The sequence below is a fragment of the Desulfuromonas svalbardensis genome, assembly GCF_055389415.1.
The window spans coordinates 2815685-2831851 of the sequence record NZ_AP042416.1 but is presented as its reverse complement, the minus strand read 5'-3'; the positions used below and the strand labels follow the sequence as shown (position 1 = coordinate 2831851).

Sequence of the window (16167 nt, the reverse complement as noted above, 5' to 3'; positions counted from 1 at the left end):
GTCGAATGGGACAATTCTTACTTAAGCATCGTTGGTTGTTGTTGATATCTTTGCTATCGCTGTTGTTGAAATTGGCCTTTGTGCTCCAGGGGGCCGTGGTTAATCCCGATGCCGCGACCTACATTGCTGCTGCTGACAAATATAGTCAAGGATTGTTCAGTGAAGGACTTAAGTACTATCGGATGCCGTTTTATCCGCTGCTGTTGACCGCCGTGCACGTTATCGTGCCAGATTGGATCGTCGCTGGCAGGCTGTTGACCGTTGTGCCGTTATGGCTAACGTTGTTCCCCCTCTATGCTCTAACTCGACGACTGTTCAGTCATCATAGTGCTCTGTGGACGGCGTTATTGTTTGCCGTGATACCGACCTTTAATACATCATCTGCTGACATCAAGCGTGATCCCTTATTTTTATTGTTTACCATCACGGCACTGCTGTTTCTGGTGATGTTTTTCCAACATCATCGCAAACGAGATATTGTTTGGTTTTCGTTCTTGACCGTACTGGCGACCCTGACTCGAATCGAGGGGGTGATATTACCTGTCGTTGCCTTGGTGTCGGCACCAATTTGTGGATGGGGTAAAGGGGGCTTGAAGTTCGTTACGCGCACAGTGCTTGGGCTGATTACCGTACCGTTGTTTTTGATGCTGTTGTTGTGGGGATTAGAACTCATGGGACTGAGCACCACCTCACGTTTGAACGAGGTGATGTTCTGGATCGAGAAGTTTGCGAATTTGAAGCTGTTTGCTGGCTACCAGAATCTCATGGCCAGTCTGAAAGAGTTTCAAAGTACATTGCCTCGTGCTGATTTACACAACAACCTTATTGAGGTGACTCGTCATTATGCACCGCTGATCTATCTGATCGGTTTGATGGAGATGATGGCTAAAGCCATTTTCCCAACATCATTACTTGCATTGTGGGCATTACGTTGTGCGGAAAAAAAAGCGTTTTTAGTTGAAAGCTGGGTGTTGTTATTGACATGGTTTGGCTTTTTCTCACTCAATGTTCTGTTTTGTCTTACGAAAAATTTTACTACCGAGCGTTATCTATGGATTCCAATCATTTTAACCTTTCCTCTGCTTGGTTATGGCGTTTCACTGTGGTGGGAAAAACGTGAATTAAGACCGTTGATATCAACCCTGATCGTTGCTCTGATCATCGTTGCTCCTTTAGTTAAAACAGTTGCCGTTGCCTCTAAGAAACAAGACACTACGATACAAACCGCCAGTCAGTGGTTGCGTGATTATGATCCGCAATGTCAAATTTCTGTTCTGTATAATGATCGTCGTTTTCCTCTTTATGCGGAACGGGTGTCTGAGGTGAATAAAGTTCGTAAGCTCAGCTATCTGCGCAAATCGGCTCAGCGCAATAAAGGAGTTGATCTCGTCGCTCTTTATCTGAGTACAAGCAAAAATGAGGATTATCAGATTCAGGGCTTCAATTTAATACAGCAATTTAAGGGAGATCGAAAAACGGTGGTGGTCTTTAAACGACGAATTCAGGGAGATTGATTAGCGAAAGGGAAAGGCTTCAAGGAGATTTTTTTTGATTTGATCAATATTAGTTCGTTCGTAACTGTCATAAATCGTATCAAGCTCTTTTATTGTTGTGGTTGCTGAAAAGGGGTAGGGTTGCATCTCCTCAAGATCAAATACGGAATAATAATCGGCAAATTTAAACCCTTCACCACGAACCAAATTTGATAATTCCAGCCAAGCGTTTGGGATTCCTAATGAGTCAGCTACCACCAGTCCGTGTAAACTCGATGATAGGATCATCTCGCATTGATCGACCTGTTTTAGGAAGTCGATTGTCTCAGAAAAAACATCGATAAATGTCACCCCTGATTGTTTTAGAAATTCAATAACAGCAGTGTTTTGCTGATCGACATAGTGCGGGATAATTCCGACACGGAATTTTTTCACTGATTTTTTTTCAGGAAGAAGAATGTCACTGAGTAACCCAGGGTCGCCAAGTGTTGAAATCTCACGATTTATGATTGTCGACGCTGTGAATTTACCTCGTACCGCGTGGATCATATGCCGAGTAGGATATGGGGTACGTTTCTCGATAATCCCTGTTCCCCACACGTGCACTCGGTGATTCCAGAAGTGATTATTAAGGCGTTGATAGAGGCTCCCGCAGGCGACGAGATCACAGTGGCGTGGTTTGGCATAAACGATATGTCGACCAGAGATTGCTTCGCATAACATCGGTGACAACCAGTCACCAAAGTTTTTTTTACCGTTTTTTAAACCAGTTGACCAGTATAGTTTCAATGCTGGTGATTGTTTTTTGAGTGTCAAATGATTTACCTTAATTTCATGATTTGTTGGCGACTTAAATCTTTGTTAGCATTGAGGTAGGTTGTAAATACCCTGTGCCATCTTTCTTGATCATCTTCTGAAAGATCTATGTGCTGTAGTTGTTCAGCGAGGAGTAAAGAAAGTGTCGTCGAATCAATTTCGATGTTGATCACCCGCAACGATCGAAAAAGGTGGGCAAGTTGGTAAACAAATTGGTTCAGACTCTGTTGACCAAACTGAGCATATTGAAAATCGATGATTCTGTCGTACTCTTCACCGCGGGTGCTAAGCAAAAACTGTTCATAGTGTGGATCAGGATGGAGACATCCCGCCTGGTATAATTGAAAAACAAGTCGTATAAGGCGCTCTAAACCATATTTTTGTTGCGATTTTCCGTGTTGAATAAAATCTGGGTAGGTGAGTCCATCCTCGATATATTCTAACAATTGAATACTCTCGTAACACATCCATGATGAACGAGTTTCACCATAGCCATATAATTTTGGCACCGGAATCTTGTTTTGTTTGGCAATAATGAGGCTGATCGCTTCATCTCGACCAAATAAGCGGTGTCTGAAAATTTTACGACCGAAGCTACCTCTAAAATTAAAGCTTTTGGCTACACAGAGGTGTTTTTCTGTACGTATGAGAAAAACACGTCGAGTTGAAGTGTTTTTTAGCATTTTGAATGGCAGTGTGCTAGACCAGCCGTTTTTATACTGCTGTGTGATCTCTAGGGCAAAGTTTTGCCATGATAGATCAGACAGCCACCATGTGGTATCACCCGATTTTTTGGTGTGAGGCAAGCTCTTCTCTATCATTTTAAAAGGCTTTTTCTCTGTAACTAGCCACATTTTTACATCTGAAAAAAAAGACATATTCTATTCAGGCTTTATTGTGCGCAGAAGTTGCTCATTGATCTGTTCCGTTTTGTCGCCATAGATCGCCTCCAGCATATGCTGTGCTTCATAAGCATTATCACTGCCGTGGATACCAATAATCTTTTGTTTTACCTGGGTGCCATCGTTGATGCTTTTTCTGATTTTGTGCTTATAAAACATATTGGTATTGGTTACCAGTGGATAACGTTTTTTTCGTGGGTCATTCTCTGCATAACTTTGTGGTGAAAAATCATAGGCTACGACAGCGATACAGGGGGGAACGGTGGTTGTCCGTTTATGCTCAATCCAGTTGCCACCGCGTACCATTCTCATCACCCGTTTCTGTTGTTCGCTATCAAGAGTCTCCTTGTGCAGAAGGGTGAATTTGCGCTCAAGCTGTTGGTATGTGTCTTCCACAGCATTAGCATCGACGACATCGCTACGGATAAAGAACACTGCGAGCTCAGGTAGCTTTTCGGCATAAGGCTGAAGCAACCTCCGCTCTTGATTGATCAAATACTCCTGCCAAGCCGTTTGACGGGGCCAGCGAACTAAGAGGTCGTAAGGCATATCCCAATGGATCAATTTTAGATAATTGTGCAACGAACATAAGGTATAAGGTCGTGCTAAATCAATTCCATTCACTTCGCCTAACTCTTCAAGTTTCTCGGCGTATTGTCGTTTTGGTTGCGGATTGGTGGTTAAATCGCAACCAGCTGGGATTCCCGACTCAAGCCCCTTATGGTAAACAAGGTGATACGCCAGTGAGTTAAAGTGGTATTGAGGTGATGGAACATAAAAGAGCCCCTGATATCTCACACGGTTCGCTAGGATCTCTTGCGCCATAACGGGGGGATAGTAGGGCATGCCGAGATAGGACGTGCCAAGTTTAGCCGTTGTGCTATAGAGATCGCATTTCATTGTACCGCGATGAGAACCGGCGAGTTCGGCAATCTGATCCATCTTACTGGGTTCGATCAGCAGGTCGACATCTTCTTTGAACGTTGCTTCCTGTTCAAGGTTTAACGGTACCTCTTCAAACCAGCGCAAGACGACGTAGGGGATGTTGCGTTGCTCAAACTCACGTAGTACCTCCAAGACGCGACAAACCTTAAGCCGGACGGTCTTATCTTTGCGGTGCTTTTGTCGCCATTTTTGTAAGTAATAATGGCGATGAATTGGTTTGAGAAGACATTTCAACATGGTCATCTATTTCCCAACATTTGGTTTGCATACGAGAATATCTTCCATAATTAAAAATGGGAGATCGGAACCGTAGAACATGTTCAACGCATCAACTGGCGCACACACCATTGGCTCACCGCGTCGGTTCAGGGATGTGTTCAATACCACACCATTACCTGTCAACTTTTCCAACTCTTCAAGCAAAGCATAGTAGCGTGGATTGGTCTCTTTATCGACCACCTGAGCGCGTGATGTGCCATCTTCATGGATCACTTCAGGGATACGCTCATTCCACTCTGGGTTGACTTTAAAGGTGAAAGTCATATAGGGAGCAGGGTGAGCTGTTTGCAGCAGGTCAACGGCTGAAGTGTCAATTACACTTGGGCAAAATGGCCGCCATCGTTCGCGGTACTTAATCTGTTCATTGATCCGGTCAGCCACCCCTTTGGCGCTTGGGCAACCAAGAATACTACGACATCCGAGAGAACGTGGACCGAACTCCATTCGTCCTTGAAACCAAGCAACGGGGTTTCCCTCAGCTAAAAGGTTAGCAATCGTTTCAGCAACGTTATCAATCTTTTCCCACTGTGGCTTATTCTCATGCTGCTCACAGGCTTCAATACACTGTTCGTTGGTGAATTTAGGGCCGAGATAAACATGCTTGAGCTTCTCAACTTTAATCCCGTGTAGGTGCGCAGCATACGATGCTGCACCAATTGCCGTGCCCGCATCGGATGCTGCAGGTTGGACAAAAAGTTCCTTCACATAGGGTAGATCAAGAATGTATTGGTTTAGTTTGACGTTGAGCGCACTGCCGCCAGCGAAACAGATTTGACCTGTTTCCTGAAGAATATCTTTAAGATAGTAATCGATCATCTCTAAAGACAGCTTTTCGAACAGCCGTTGGATACACGCTGCATAGTCGATATATGGCTCATCAGCACTGTCACCTTGGCGCTTTGGTCCTAACCAGTCGATAAGCTTTTGGCTGAAATAGTAGCCTTTGCCATCCTCTTTGTAGCGACGTGTGCCAACAGTATTAACCAACTCAGTGTTGATAATGAGTTCACCATTCTCAAACTTAGCTAGGCGGGAGAAATCATATTTATCTGCATCGCCATAAGGTGCCATCCCCATCACTTTGAATTCGCCATCAAGCATTTCAAAGCCTAGATATTCCGTCATGGCTCCGTAGAGACCGCCCAAGGAGTCAGGATCATAAAACTCTTTGATCTTATGGATCTTACCATTTTCGCCATAGCCGAAAAAGGTGGTGGCATATTCCCCTTTACCGTCAATACCGAGAATCGCTGTTTTCCCCTCGAAACCACTCAGGTGATAGGCACTGCTGGCATGAGCGAGATGGTGTTCAACGGGTACGAACTCAATGTCGTTCCAACGGATACCTACTTGGTGCAGCATCGATTGAACATTTTGAATGTTTCGATCATAGCGGCGGTTGCCATTGAACAACGCTGTAAATGCGCGGTCAGGTGCATACCAGTAACGCTTCGCATAGTGCCACCGATCCGGACGATCAAGACCAATTTTTGCGTAAGGGAAAGCGACAATGTCGACATCTTCGGGTTTAATTCCCGCGTATTCTAAACAAAACTTAGTGGCTTCAAGAGGCATGCAGTTTTTTGCGTGTTTATCTCTTGTGAAGCGTTCCTCTTCTGCTGCTGCAATAAGTTTGTCGTCAATATATAACGCCGCAGAGGGATCGTGAGTCAGTGCGCCAGAAAGGCCGAGAATCACTTTTGACATATAGAGTTATCTCCGTTGGTAGAGGATAAATTGTGTATAAAAGTCCAGATACTTAAGTCGTGTAAATGTACACGTTTGTAGCTGAAATAAGCAATTTAGTATTTTGACACAATATTGTCGTGATGTGTCAAAATATTTGAATGGTTGGGGTTAATTTTAAGATTTCTAATTCAATTTCATCAGGGAACTTATCTTGTGACTGAAACTGTTCTTGATCCAAGGTCAAAATCAGCTCACACAAAGCCACGAAGTCACAAAGGGTGGATCTTAAAACCAAAAGACAATAGACCTTGACCTTGATTTAGCCCTCGCCCTCCTTAGTGTCTCTGTGCCTCCGTGTGACAACGGCTTTGATCTTCAAGAGATTTAGTGCCTATCACAAGGGTAAATGGTCATCGAACCAACCCTTCAGTTTAGGGTCCTCATCCCAATTGCGGAGAAAACGTGTGCGATCTGCTTGAAATCTGCCGCGAAAACGACGTTGCGAGCGGAACTCACTCATGGCATCAAGATCAATGAGCCAAACTCCGTTGTCTTGGATCAGGAAATTGGTCCCCTTGCAGTCGCCGTGGCTAATTTCCAACTGAAATAATACCTTGAAAATAGAGGTAAATGCTTTCTTGACGGCTTCTTTGTCTTCAGGTTTTACCTGAGGGTCTAGTAGGTATTCGTCGGCACTTGGTGCCATAACCTCTGCACAGATATAATAGCCACCAAGTCGCAGCGGGCCAAAGCGTTTTTCGATCATCGCTACCGGCTGGGGAGTTTTTATATGGCTAATGCTCAGGCGATGAGCATTGCCCCATGACGTCCAAGCACGCGTTGGCCGCCAGCATCGTTTAAGCGCATGCCACCAATTCTTAATATTGTAGCGTTTGATCACCCAGCGTTTCTTGCCGATTTCGACGGCGACCACCGTCGCACTGTTGCCGTCTTTAAGCATGTTGCCACGTGCCATAAGTTTATCTGGGCCAGCTTGAAGGGCAACAAGGAGGTCTGGGTCAATATCGCGTCGAAAAATTGAGATTTGATCAAACGAGTTATGGCGTACGAACTCACTACAGCTTCGGAAGCTCTTTTTGACGTAGTTAGCGCGTCGCTTATTGCGGCATTGGGGTAATTCGTTGTCAATTATCGTAGACCAGTTTTCAGCCGACGGGTCAGTGCTTTGTTGGCCATAGTGTGCGAGTGCTTCAGGGAAAAGTGATTCACATTGTGGCGGTAGCTGAGCTAAAAGCAAGGCTAAATTGTTACGCCGTTTTTCCCGTGAGAGTGGTGTTCCTTGTTGGTCTTGTTGCTGAATATCATCGCCATCAATTGAATAGATGACCTCATCACTGATAAGAAAATTTTCCAGATGAAGATCGTTTTGCCAGATGCCACACTGATGCTGCTTAATAATGATTTCCAGCAGGTTTTTTAAAAAATGAAGGCGTTGCTGGTCAGTGTCGAAGCTCTTCCATTGATCTAAGGCCGTTTGTGCTGCGGGAAGATAGTCGAAGATGAGTACAGGCGTTGCGTCATCAAGCTTGCCACTGAAAAGTAGGGCAGGAGTGCTTAATTGGTTATCGATTAAGAGGCTGACACCCTTTTTTTCACGTTGGCAGTGACGTTCGGCACTTTGTGGATGAAGAAAAAGTTTGATGAGTACCTTACGATTGTTCCACATTCCACGGCAAGCAAGGCGCTTGCCTGCGAGGTGCCGAAGTGGCTGTTCGCACACGAGTTCTGAGGTAGCGTGATCGGCTAAATGTAGTGTGGTTGGCCACGAGGTTATCGTTGATAACATAGTTTAACGGTTACGTTTCAAAGTGATTCGTTTGTCAATTTGGTGCCATAACTGTTTTGCATCGTCGCTGAGACGTTTCATGCCGAAATATTGACGCATAAAACGCACCTTGTCGCGAGGAGAAATATTTGAAGTTCTGCGTGCAAGTGCTGTTAAATCTCGAACTCTGCGACCCTCTCCCCATGGTCTCCACCGTGTCTTTTCTAGGTCAATTAAGCAGGCCTTTTGTGTCGAATCATTTGGAATGAAGATATGTTTGGGGAACAGACAGCGATGTTCGAGGTTTTTTTCGTGCAATGTTGAGACCAGTTGAGCCACTTGTTGCGACAAGTGGTTTCTGTCGTTCTTTGCCAATTCATTCTCTTCGAGAATGTCAAAAAGTGAACGATAGTTTTCGAGATATTCGGTAACCAGAATCGCTTGAAGATCACCATTAAGCAGCCGTGTTGCACAGTACACCGCTTTCATGGCAGGAACTTCTAGCTTTTGGTAACGGCGAATGAATTGGTACTCTTTTTCGAAGGTCGCAATTCCACGAAAAGGATGATGTAATGTGTGGCTACGGTAATTACTCTGCCTTTTAATGACAATCCGTCGTTTCTCTCCTGATGCTGTCGTGAGGCTATGGATGCATACCTTACTCCAGCCATTTTGACCACGGCCCTCATTGCCTTCATCAACGGCTTTAAGTTCTAAATCCCAGAATTGGTCAAAAGTCGACAGCTGGTTGTCGTCAAGCAGTTGTTGCCATTGTGGATTGAGGTAGATCGTTTTTGATATCATTGGAACCTTACGTTTAAATTGTTATGGCAATGTTATGACAAGGGAGAATGTAACTATTCAGGTTGTCAGTTTTATAGCATTTTTAGTGCTGTGAAATTAACATAAAAACGTCTCAACGGCTAAAATAGTTCTTGACCTTACAGGCGATAACCGGCTCACACAAAGCCACGAAGTCACAAAGGATGGATCTTAACACCGAATACTATGAACTTGGCTTGGTTTAGAACTCCTTGGTGTCTGTGTGCCTCCATGTGCTGAAATAGCTTTTGACCTGCAAGCGACAAACATTTCTAGCCTCGTGATGACTTCATGATCAGATCTGATATTAAACAAGTTTAAATGATTTTGGCTTTGCTTTATCCGTTTTCATCAAGGAACTTATCATGAGGCTAAAAAAAGCCCTTAATCTTACAGGCATAACCGGCTCACACAAAGCCACGAAGTCACAAAGGATGGATCTTAGCACCGAATACTATGAGGCTTGGTTTGGTTTGGAACTACTTGGTGTCTTTGTGCCTCCGTGTGCTGAAATAGCTTTTGACCTGCAAGCAACAAACATTTCTAGCTTCGTGTTTACTTCATGATCAGGTCTGGAATCAAACAAGTTCAAATGATTTTGGCTTTGGACTTTGATTTCATCCGATCTTATCAGATTGTATCAGCGGCTGAAACAGCTCTTGACCTTGCAATCGGCTCACACAAAGCCACGAAGTCACAAAGGGTGGATCTTACCCCCCCCCCCCCGAATCTTATGGACTTGGGTTTGATTTAGATCTCCTTTGTGTCTTTGTGCCTCCGTGTGCAATAAGGTCTGATTTTATGTCATGTCAACGGTAACCTGAAACAGCTCTTCACCTTGCAGTCGACAAATGGCACCGACGAAAATTTAAAAGCATCAAAGTATTTTTGAGATTATAGCCAATTTAGAGTATAAGCTATGAAGTCTAGCGGCATTGAGTTGTTCTTGGTGTGATGATGTGCTGGATGTGTTTACAATATTATGCTTACGTAAATTTAAAATCGGGATAAACGACCGTTATGACAATTGATCAAATTCAAGACTTCCTGAAACAGCTTCCACAAATCAATGCTCTTGTCGTTGGTGATTTGATGCTCGATGAGTATTTATGGGGCAAAACAGGTCGTATCTCTCCTGAAGCCCCCGTTCCTGTTGTTGATATTACCCGTGAAGATCTCCGATTGGGTGGTGCAGGAAATGTCGTCAATAACTTACAGGTTCTTGGTTGCCGTGTTGCCGTGTGCTCTGTTGTCGGTGACGATAGTGACGGCCGTGTTCTCCAGTCGCAAATTGAGTGTAATCACGATATTGATGCTTCAGGAATTATTTTTGATCCAACTCGCAAGACCAGTCGTAAAACCCGCATTATTGCCAGTAGTCAACAAATGATGCGTATTGACCGTGAGAGTCGTACTCCTCTTTCTTCTGAAACGGAGTCACAGCTGTTGGCCGATATAGTTCGACGTATTCAATCGACTGATAATGGTAAAAAAATTGATGTGATTTTTCTTTCTGATTATGGCAAAGGAATTCTCACTGATTCCGTACTTACTCAGGTGATTCAAGCTGGGCGTTTAAAGGGAATTCCTGTCGTTGTTGATCCTAAGGGCAATGATTATCGCCGTTATCGTGGCGCAACATTGCTTACACCTAACCGTGCTGAAGCCTCTGAGGCTGCAAATATAGAAATTAAGGACGAAGAATCACTCGCTGCTGCGGGAAGGAAAATCCTAGCAGACGTTGAACTCGATGCTCTGGTTTTGACACGAAGCGAAGAGGGGATGTCTCTTTTTCAGCAAAATAAAGACCAGATTAACCTTGCGACTCAAGCACGTGAAGTGTTTGATGTTTCTGGTGCTGGCGATACTGTTCTTGCACTTATTGGCATTGGTCTCGCTGCTTCATTAAGTCTTAAGCAGGCGGCCATTGTAGCCAACATTGCAGCAGGAATTGTTGTCGCAAAAGTTGGAACCTCAACGGTTAGCTGTCAAGAGATTCTCAGTGTCCTTAGTGAAGTGGGGCTGCCCGAAGAGAACAAGATTCAACTCGTTGAACCCTTGAGTGATATTTTGAAACATGCACACAATCATGGCAAAAAAGTGGTGTTTACCAATGGTTGTTTCGATCTTCTCCATGCTGGTCATGTCAGCTATTTGCAACGCGCCCGTGAACTGGGCGATCTGCTTGTCCTGGGTTTAAATAGTGATGCCTCAGTGCAACGCTTAAAAGGGCCAACGCGACCACTGGTGCCGCAGGATGATCGTGCCCAGGTGATGGCCGCTTTAGCCTGTATTGATTATGTCGTTATTTTTGATGAAGATACCCCGTTGCAGTTGATTGAGGTCTTACGGCCAGATATTTTGGTTAAAGGGGGCGATTACACTCCCGAAACTGTTGTTGGACGTACACAGGTTGAAAGCTGGGGCGGGCGCGTGGAACTGATCTCCTTTGTTAAAGGTCGATCAACAACGAATATTGTTGATCAGATTCAATCACGGTAAATTGACATCAAAATAAACCATGCGACGATGTGGTATCTGATTAGCGCCTTACAACCTGCTCGCAAGTGATGACTTTTTAGGCTGTCACCCAAACTTGGCGCTAAGAATGGTTTTTTTTAATCAATGTACTGATTTTTTATCGTTGACACCTCGTAGATTATCTGATTTTATGACTCGGTTTTGGTTAGTTAGATGTTTTTCTGCGGATAAGAGTAGGCCTATTTTTTTAATATACATGAATATAATCTTATGAGTTATTGAATCGTTAATTGCGAATAAAGAATGGAGTACCAGTTTTATGGATAACGCAAAAGAGATGAATATGGATGAAATTTCTATCACAGATTTACTGAAAAAACTGTGGCTAAGGCGTGGACTGCTGGTCATTTTACCGATCGTTTTTTTAATTTTGGCGACGATTATATTGCTCTTTACCTCTGTGAAAACCCAGTCTCCGACCATATTTTATGTCCAGTTACAAGGGATCAACAATGCTAGTTATCCCAATGGCACCAGTTTCTCACCACAGGATCTACTTATCTCTGAAGTTCTTGAACGTGCGGCATCACAGCTTAAACTTGAAGGTAATGTTGATCTACGTAAGGCTATTCAGGTTGAATTTGGTGTGCCCACAACTGCGGGGCAGCATCGCATTTATAAGATGAAATTAGCGGCAAAGGGCTTAACAACGACAGATATTGAAACGATTAATAATCAATATCTAGCTGGACTGAAAAGTTCATCGCAGCGTGGCCTGAAAATAACCATAAATCATTCCTTGTTGGGGCTATCCTCAGAGCAGGCTGGGGTGTTGGCCAATGCAATACCTCGGGCGTGGGGTGATATTTTTACCCAGAAATATAGAGTTTTGGTTGATACCGGTTTGGAGAATGTTGCCGTCACCCAATCAATCAATAACTTAACAACAACTTCGGACATTATTGCTGCTCAAAACACACTTAAGCGATTAAAGCATGGACTTGATATAATAAGCTCTGATAACCGACTTAAGGCTGTTGTTAGCGCTTCGGGACTAAATAGTTCTGATCTGAAATCAGATTTGCAAAATTTCCAAGAACTTTATTTTCACACCATTTTCACTATGTTGTTTGTTAATGCAGACTCTATTGCTCAAACGTTTAAATCTGAGCTAATTCTTAAAATAAATGAAATTGAGCTGAACATTGAAGAGCTGAATCGCAGCCTCGTCGATCTTATCAAGTTCAGAATGCAAAACAACCAAACAGTTGGAGCGCAAGATTCACGAGATGCTGTTCAACTCGGCGAAAACACCATTAATCAAGTTGTTGCATTAGCAAACCAAGCGTCCCTTTCTGATTATATGCAGAAGGTTTTGACCGCACGCCGTGATTTGTTTGCCAAAAAATCAGCATTGCAAACTGAACTTAACCGTGCTAGTTCCGAAAAAATCATTAAGGGTAGTGACGACTTTTCGAAGAATGCTGGTGAGCAATATTCGTTTCTTGTGCAAGAATATTCATCACTGCTCAACAATGTAAGGAAGATAACCCGTCAAGCATATGGCAATTTTTATCAGCCAGTAGGCACTCCATATGTGATTAGTTCTATTCTCCCAGCTAAATCTAAGTTGATACTGTTATTGTCGGTTTTTCTCGGCGGATTTTTAGCCGTGATAATCGCATTACTATGGCCGGAGCGTTCTTGATCTTGTTGCCCAAATACCCCAGGTAAAAGCTTAGGCCAAGGTCAAGGGCTGTTTTCAGCCACAGGATAAAATCTGATTAAAACGGATTATGAAAACCCGAGAGCAATATCTTGGTTTTGAATCAAACCTGATCGCACACTGAGGCACTAAGACACTAAGGAGGTCTAAATCTAGCCCAAGTTCGTAGTGTTGTGGGTTAAGATCCACCCTTTGTGGCTTCGTGTCTTTGTGTGAGATAGTTGTCGCTTGTAAGGTCACTCATATCCAGAGCAAACACAAAGCTAAAACTCCTTTAATTTGTTGGCCCTAACAGTTGGCTTTCACTATCATTAAGGTGATAATTTTAGATTATAATCTCCAATTGATGGTGTATATGCGGTATAAATTCTCTTCTTTTGCGTATGGTTAATATAATATTTTAATTAGACTGGGTGGCGAACAGGTGGGATGTTGATGATTTTAAATTTGTTTCCAATCAGTCTTGATCCTGAGTAATCCCGAGGCTAAAACAAGTTTTATGGGTGTGCCCCTAGTTTGTCTGACCCAATATTTTTTAGAATTTAAATTTTATCTGTTTTGTTTAATCAGTTTTACGGAGATTACTGAAATGATTGATTGTGCTGCTATTGAAAATAAAGCCGTCAAGATTGCTGTCATTGGTCTTGGCTATGTCGGTTTACCCTTGGCTGTAGAGTTCGGTAAGTATTTTCCGACCATGGGGTTTGATATCAATCAGTCTCGTTTACAGGAGCTACAATCTGGGCACGATAGCACCTTGGAGGTCAGCGATGAGGAACTCGCCAATTCTCCACAACTGAAATACAGCGCTAGTCTTAATGATCTAAGTGATGCGCAAGTTTATATCGTCACGGTACCAACGCCGATCAATGATCACAAGCAGCCCGATTTAACACCATTGATTAAGGCCAGTGAAGTGATCGGTAAAACCCTCAAAAAAGATGATATTGTTATTTATGAGTCCACAGTTTATCCGGGGGCAACTGAAGACGACTGCGTCCCTGTGCTGGAAAGTTTCTCTGGTCTGCTCTTTAACCAGGATTTTTTCTGTGGTTATAGCCCCGAACGCATCAATCCAGGTGATAAACATCACCGTGTTACCACGATTAAGAAGGTGACCTCCGGCTCTACCCCTGAAGTTGCTGATTTCGTGGATGCGCTATATCGGTCAATTATCACCGCCGGCACCCATAAGGCTAGCAGTATCAAGGTGGCCGAAGCGGCCAAGGTGATCGAAAACACCCAACGTGATGTCAATATTGCTTTGATCAACGAACTGGCATTGATTTTCAATATGATGGGGATTGATACTGAAGCTGTCCTTGCAGCTGCTGGTACCAAATGGAACTTTCTCCCTTTTCGTCCTGGTTTAGTTGGGGGGCACTGTATCGGCGTTGATCCTTATTATTTGACACATAAAGCACAGTCTATTGGTTATCATCCCGAGATCATTCTTGCTGGGCGACGTCTCAATGATGGTATGGGGGCTTATGTTGTATCGCAACTGCTGAAAGCCATGATGAAGCGGCGCATGCATATTAAAGGTGGAAAAGTGTTGGTTCTGGGGCTAACCTTCAAGGAAAACTGCCCTGACCTGCGTAATACCCGTGTTGTTGATATTGTTCGCGAGTTAAAAGAGTATAGCGTTGCCGTTGATGTATATGATCCATGGGTGGATGCTGCTGAAGCGCAGGCCGAATATGGGATTACGCCCGTCGATGCTCCAGAGGAAAATGGTTACGATGGAATTATACTCGCTGTAGCGCATCAACAGTTTGTCGATATGGGGGAAAAAAATATCCGTGCGCTGGGGAGGGCTGAGCATGTCCTCTATGATCTGAAATATGTTCTGAATGCTGAAGAAGCGGATATGAGGTTATAGCTACAAATTTATTATAATGCTTAACATAAGATTTAGCCCGGTGCTCGGCGCTTTAAACTGCTTTAAGGAATTTAATAATGTCTCGATATGCTGAAATAAAAGTTGAATTAAAAAACAGCCCCAAGACTTGGCTCGTTACCGGCTGTGCTGGGTTTATTGGCTCCAATTTGCTGGAAGCATTACTAAAACTTGATCAGCAGGTTGTTGGTTTGGATAATTTTGCCACAGGCCACCAGCGCAATCTGGATGAAGTTCAGAGCCTCGTTACTACTGAACAGTGGGCTTGTTTTCGTTTTATTGAGGGTGATATCCGTGAGATTGAAACCTGTCATCAGGTTTGCAAGGGTGTTGATTATGTTTTACACCAAGGTGCATTAGGATCAGTCCCCCGATCTATTAATGATCCTATTTCCAGCAATGCAACCAATATTGATGGTTTCTTGAATATGCTGGTAGCAGCACGTGACGCTGAGGTGAAAAGCTTTACCTATGCTGCTTCAAGTTCAACCTATGGTGATCATCCCGCCCTGCCTAAGGTGGAAGAAAATATCGGCAAGCCACTTTCGCCTTACGCCGTTACCAAATATGTTAATGAGCTCTATGCGGACGTGTTTGCTCGTACTTATGACTTTAATACCATTGGTTTACGTTACTTTAATGTCTTTGGTAAGCGTCAGGACCCTAACGGTGCTTATGCGGCGGTGATTCCAAAATGGACTGCGGCGATGGTTGCTGACCAAGAGGTGTTTATCAATGGTGATGGTGAAACCAGTCGTGATTTTTGTTTCATCGAAAATGTTGTTCAGGCCAATTTGCTGGCTGCGACAGCTGACGAAGCGTCTAAAAATCAGGTGTATAATGTCGCAGTAGGGGACAGAACGACTCTTAATGATTTGTTTAATGGCCTTAAGGTTGCGTTGAACCGTAATAAAATAGAGTATTCTCTCGAACCCACATATCAAACATTTAGGCCTGGTGATGTTCGTCATTCGCAGGCGGATATCGGTAAAGTGCAGCGCTTGTTAGGTTATGAACCGCAGTACCGAATTAATGATGGTATAAATAAAGCAATGCCGTGGTATGTCGAGAATGTGTAAGCAATGTATGAGGAATAAATGAAAATATTGGTCACAGGTGTGTGCCGATTTTATAGGTTCAGCAGTCATTTGTCATCTCATCAACAACACGACTGATTCGGTTGTAAATGTGCTTTCCTCAGATGTCAATTGTCAGGGAGTGGTTATCGATGTGAAGCTCTTTTTTTTAAGAAGGATGAGATTGAACATTAGGGGGGCGGTATTGGTGCCTTTAAGTGTCAGATTCTCAAAGGTTTAGGATGCTTCCTT

The 16167-nt window shown here is 43.6% G+C and carries 11 protein-coding genes; 5 read left to right on the top strand and 6 right to left on the bottom strand.

Annotated features, from left to right (window positions below):
• Nucleotides 1-5: 5 nt before the first annotated feature.
• A complete protein-coding gene (locus ACZ5KY_RS12745) occupies nt 6-1514 on the top strand; it encodes a glycosyltransferase family 39 protein (protein WP_464244276.1) in 1509 nt (502 codons plus the stop codon).
• On the opposite strand, the gene ACZ5KY_RS12740 is transcribed toward ACZ5KY_RS12745, so the two are convergent.
• The 6 genes from ACZ5KY_RS12740 to ACZ5KY_RS12715 form a co-directional block, all read right to left on the bottom strand.
• Nucleotides 1515-2309 (bottom strand): polysaccharide pyruvyl transferase family protein, encoded by a 795-nt coding sequence (locus tag ACZ5KY_RS12740; protein WP_464244275.1) that lies wholly within the window; start codon nt 2307-2309, stop codon nt 1515-1517.
• A 5-nt stretch (nt 2310-2314) separates the two neighbouring features.
• Complete coding sequence (locus ACZ5KY_RS12735) at nt 2315-3115, bottom strand: BUD32 family EKC/KEOPS complex subunit (protein ID WP_464244274.1); 801 nt, start codon at nt 3113-3115, stop codon at nt 2315-2317.
• A 75-nt stretch (nt 3116-3190) separates the two neighbouring features.
• Complete coding sequence (locus tag ACZ5KY_RS12730; protein WP_464244272.1) at nt 3191-4393, bottom strand: hypothetical protein; 1203 nt, start codon at nt 4391-4393, stop codon at nt 3191-3193.
• 6 nt (nt 4394-4399) lie between these two features.
• Nucleotides 4400-6142 carry a carbamoyltransferase family protein gene (locus tag ACZ5KY_RS12725; protein ID WP_464244270.1) on the bottom strand — a complete coding sequence of 581 codons (1743 nt, stop codon included), beginning with the start codon at nt 6140-6142 and terminating at the stop codon, nt 4400-4402.
• A gap of 376 nt (nt 6143-6518) precedes the next feature.
• Nucleotides 6519-7931, bottom strand: a complete 1413-nt coding sequence (locus tag ACZ5KY_RS12720; RefSeq protein ID WP_464244269.1) for a lipopolysaccharide kinase InaA family protein — start codon at nt 7929-7931, stop codon at nt 6519-6521.
• 3 nt (nt 7932-7934) lie between these two features.
• Entirely contained in the window at nt 7935-8714 is a 780-nt protein-coding gene (locus ACZ5KY_RS12715; protein WP_464244268.1) for a lipopolysaccharide kinase InaA family protein, read from the bottom strand.
• A 1038-nt stretch (nt 8715-9752) separates the two neighbouring features.
• Here ACZ5KY_RS12715 and hldE point away from each other — a divergent pair.
• The 4 genes from hldE to ACZ5KY_RS12695 all read left to right on the top strand — a co-directional run bounded on the left by hldE (nt 9753) and on the right by ACZ5KY_RS12695 (nt 15918).
• On the top strand, nt 9753-11234 hold the full coding sequence (hldE, locus tag ACZ5KY_RS12710) for a bifunctional D-glycero-beta-D-manno-heptose-7-phosphate kinase/D-glycero-beta-D-manno-heptose 1-phosphate adenylyltransferase HldE (RefSeq protein WP_464244267.1): 1482 nt from the start codon (nt 9753-9755) through the stop codon (nt 11232-11234).
• Between the two features lie 298 nt (nt 11235-11532).
• A complete protein-coding gene (locus ACZ5KY_RS12705) occupies nt 11533-12921 on the top strand; it encodes a GumC domain-containing protein (protein WP_464244266.1) in 1389 nt (462 codons plus the stop codon).
• Nucleotides 12922-13528: 607 nt separating this feature from the next.
• Nucleotides 13529-14821 carry a Vi polysaccharide biosynthesis UDP-N-acetylglucosamine C-6 dehydrogenase TviB gene (tviB, locus tag ACZ5KY_RS12700; RefSeq protein ID WP_464244265.1) on the top strand — a complete coding sequence of 431 codons (1293 nt, stop codon included), beginning with the start codon at nt 13529-13531 and terminating at the stop codon, nt 14819-14821.
• A gap of 77 nt (nt 14822-14898) precedes the next feature.
• Nucleotides 14899-15918, top strand: a complete 1020-nt coding sequence (locus ACZ5KY_RS12695) for an NAD-dependent epimerase/dehydratase family protein (protein ID WP_464244264.1) — start codon at nt 14899-14901, stop codon at nt 15916-15918.
• Nucleotides 15919-16167: the final 249 nt, after the last annotated feature.

Coding starts and splice junctions, on each gene's coding strand:
- ACZ5KY_RS12745 (WP_464244276.1), top strand. CDS start 6: ATGGGACAATTCTTACTTAAGCATCGTTGGTTGTTGTTGATATCTTTG.
- ACZ5KY_RS12730 (WP_464244272.1), bottom strand. CDS start 4,393: ATGTTGAAATGTCTTCTCAAACCAATTCATCGCCATTATTACTTACAA.
- ACZ5KY_RS12725 (WP_464244270.1), bottom strand. CDS start 6,142: ATGTCAAAAGTGATTCTCGGCCTTTCTGGCGCACTGACTCACGATCCC.
- ACZ5KY_RS12720 (WP_464244269.1), bottom strand. CDS start 7,931: ATGTTATCAACGATAACCTCGTGGCCAACCACACTACATTTAGCCGAT.
- ACZ5KY_RS12715 (WP_464244268.1), bottom strand. CDS start 8,714: ATGATATCAAAAACGATCTACCTCAATCCACAATGGCAACAACTGCTT.
- hldE (WP_464244267.1), top strand. CDS start 9,753: ATGACAATTGATCAAATTCAAGACTTCCTGAAACAGCTTCCACAAATC.
- ACZ5KY_RS12705 (WP_464244266.1), top strand. CDS start 11,533: ATGGATAACGCAAAAGAGATGAATATGGATGAAATTTCTATCACAGAT.
- tviB (WP_464244265.1), top strand. CDS start 13,529: ATGATTGATTGTGCTGCTATTGAAAATAAAGCCGTCAAGATTGCTGTC.
- ACZ5KY_RS12695 (WP_464244264.1), top strand. CDS start 14,899: ATGTCTCGATATGCTGAAATAAAAGTTGAATTAAAAAACAGCCCCAAG.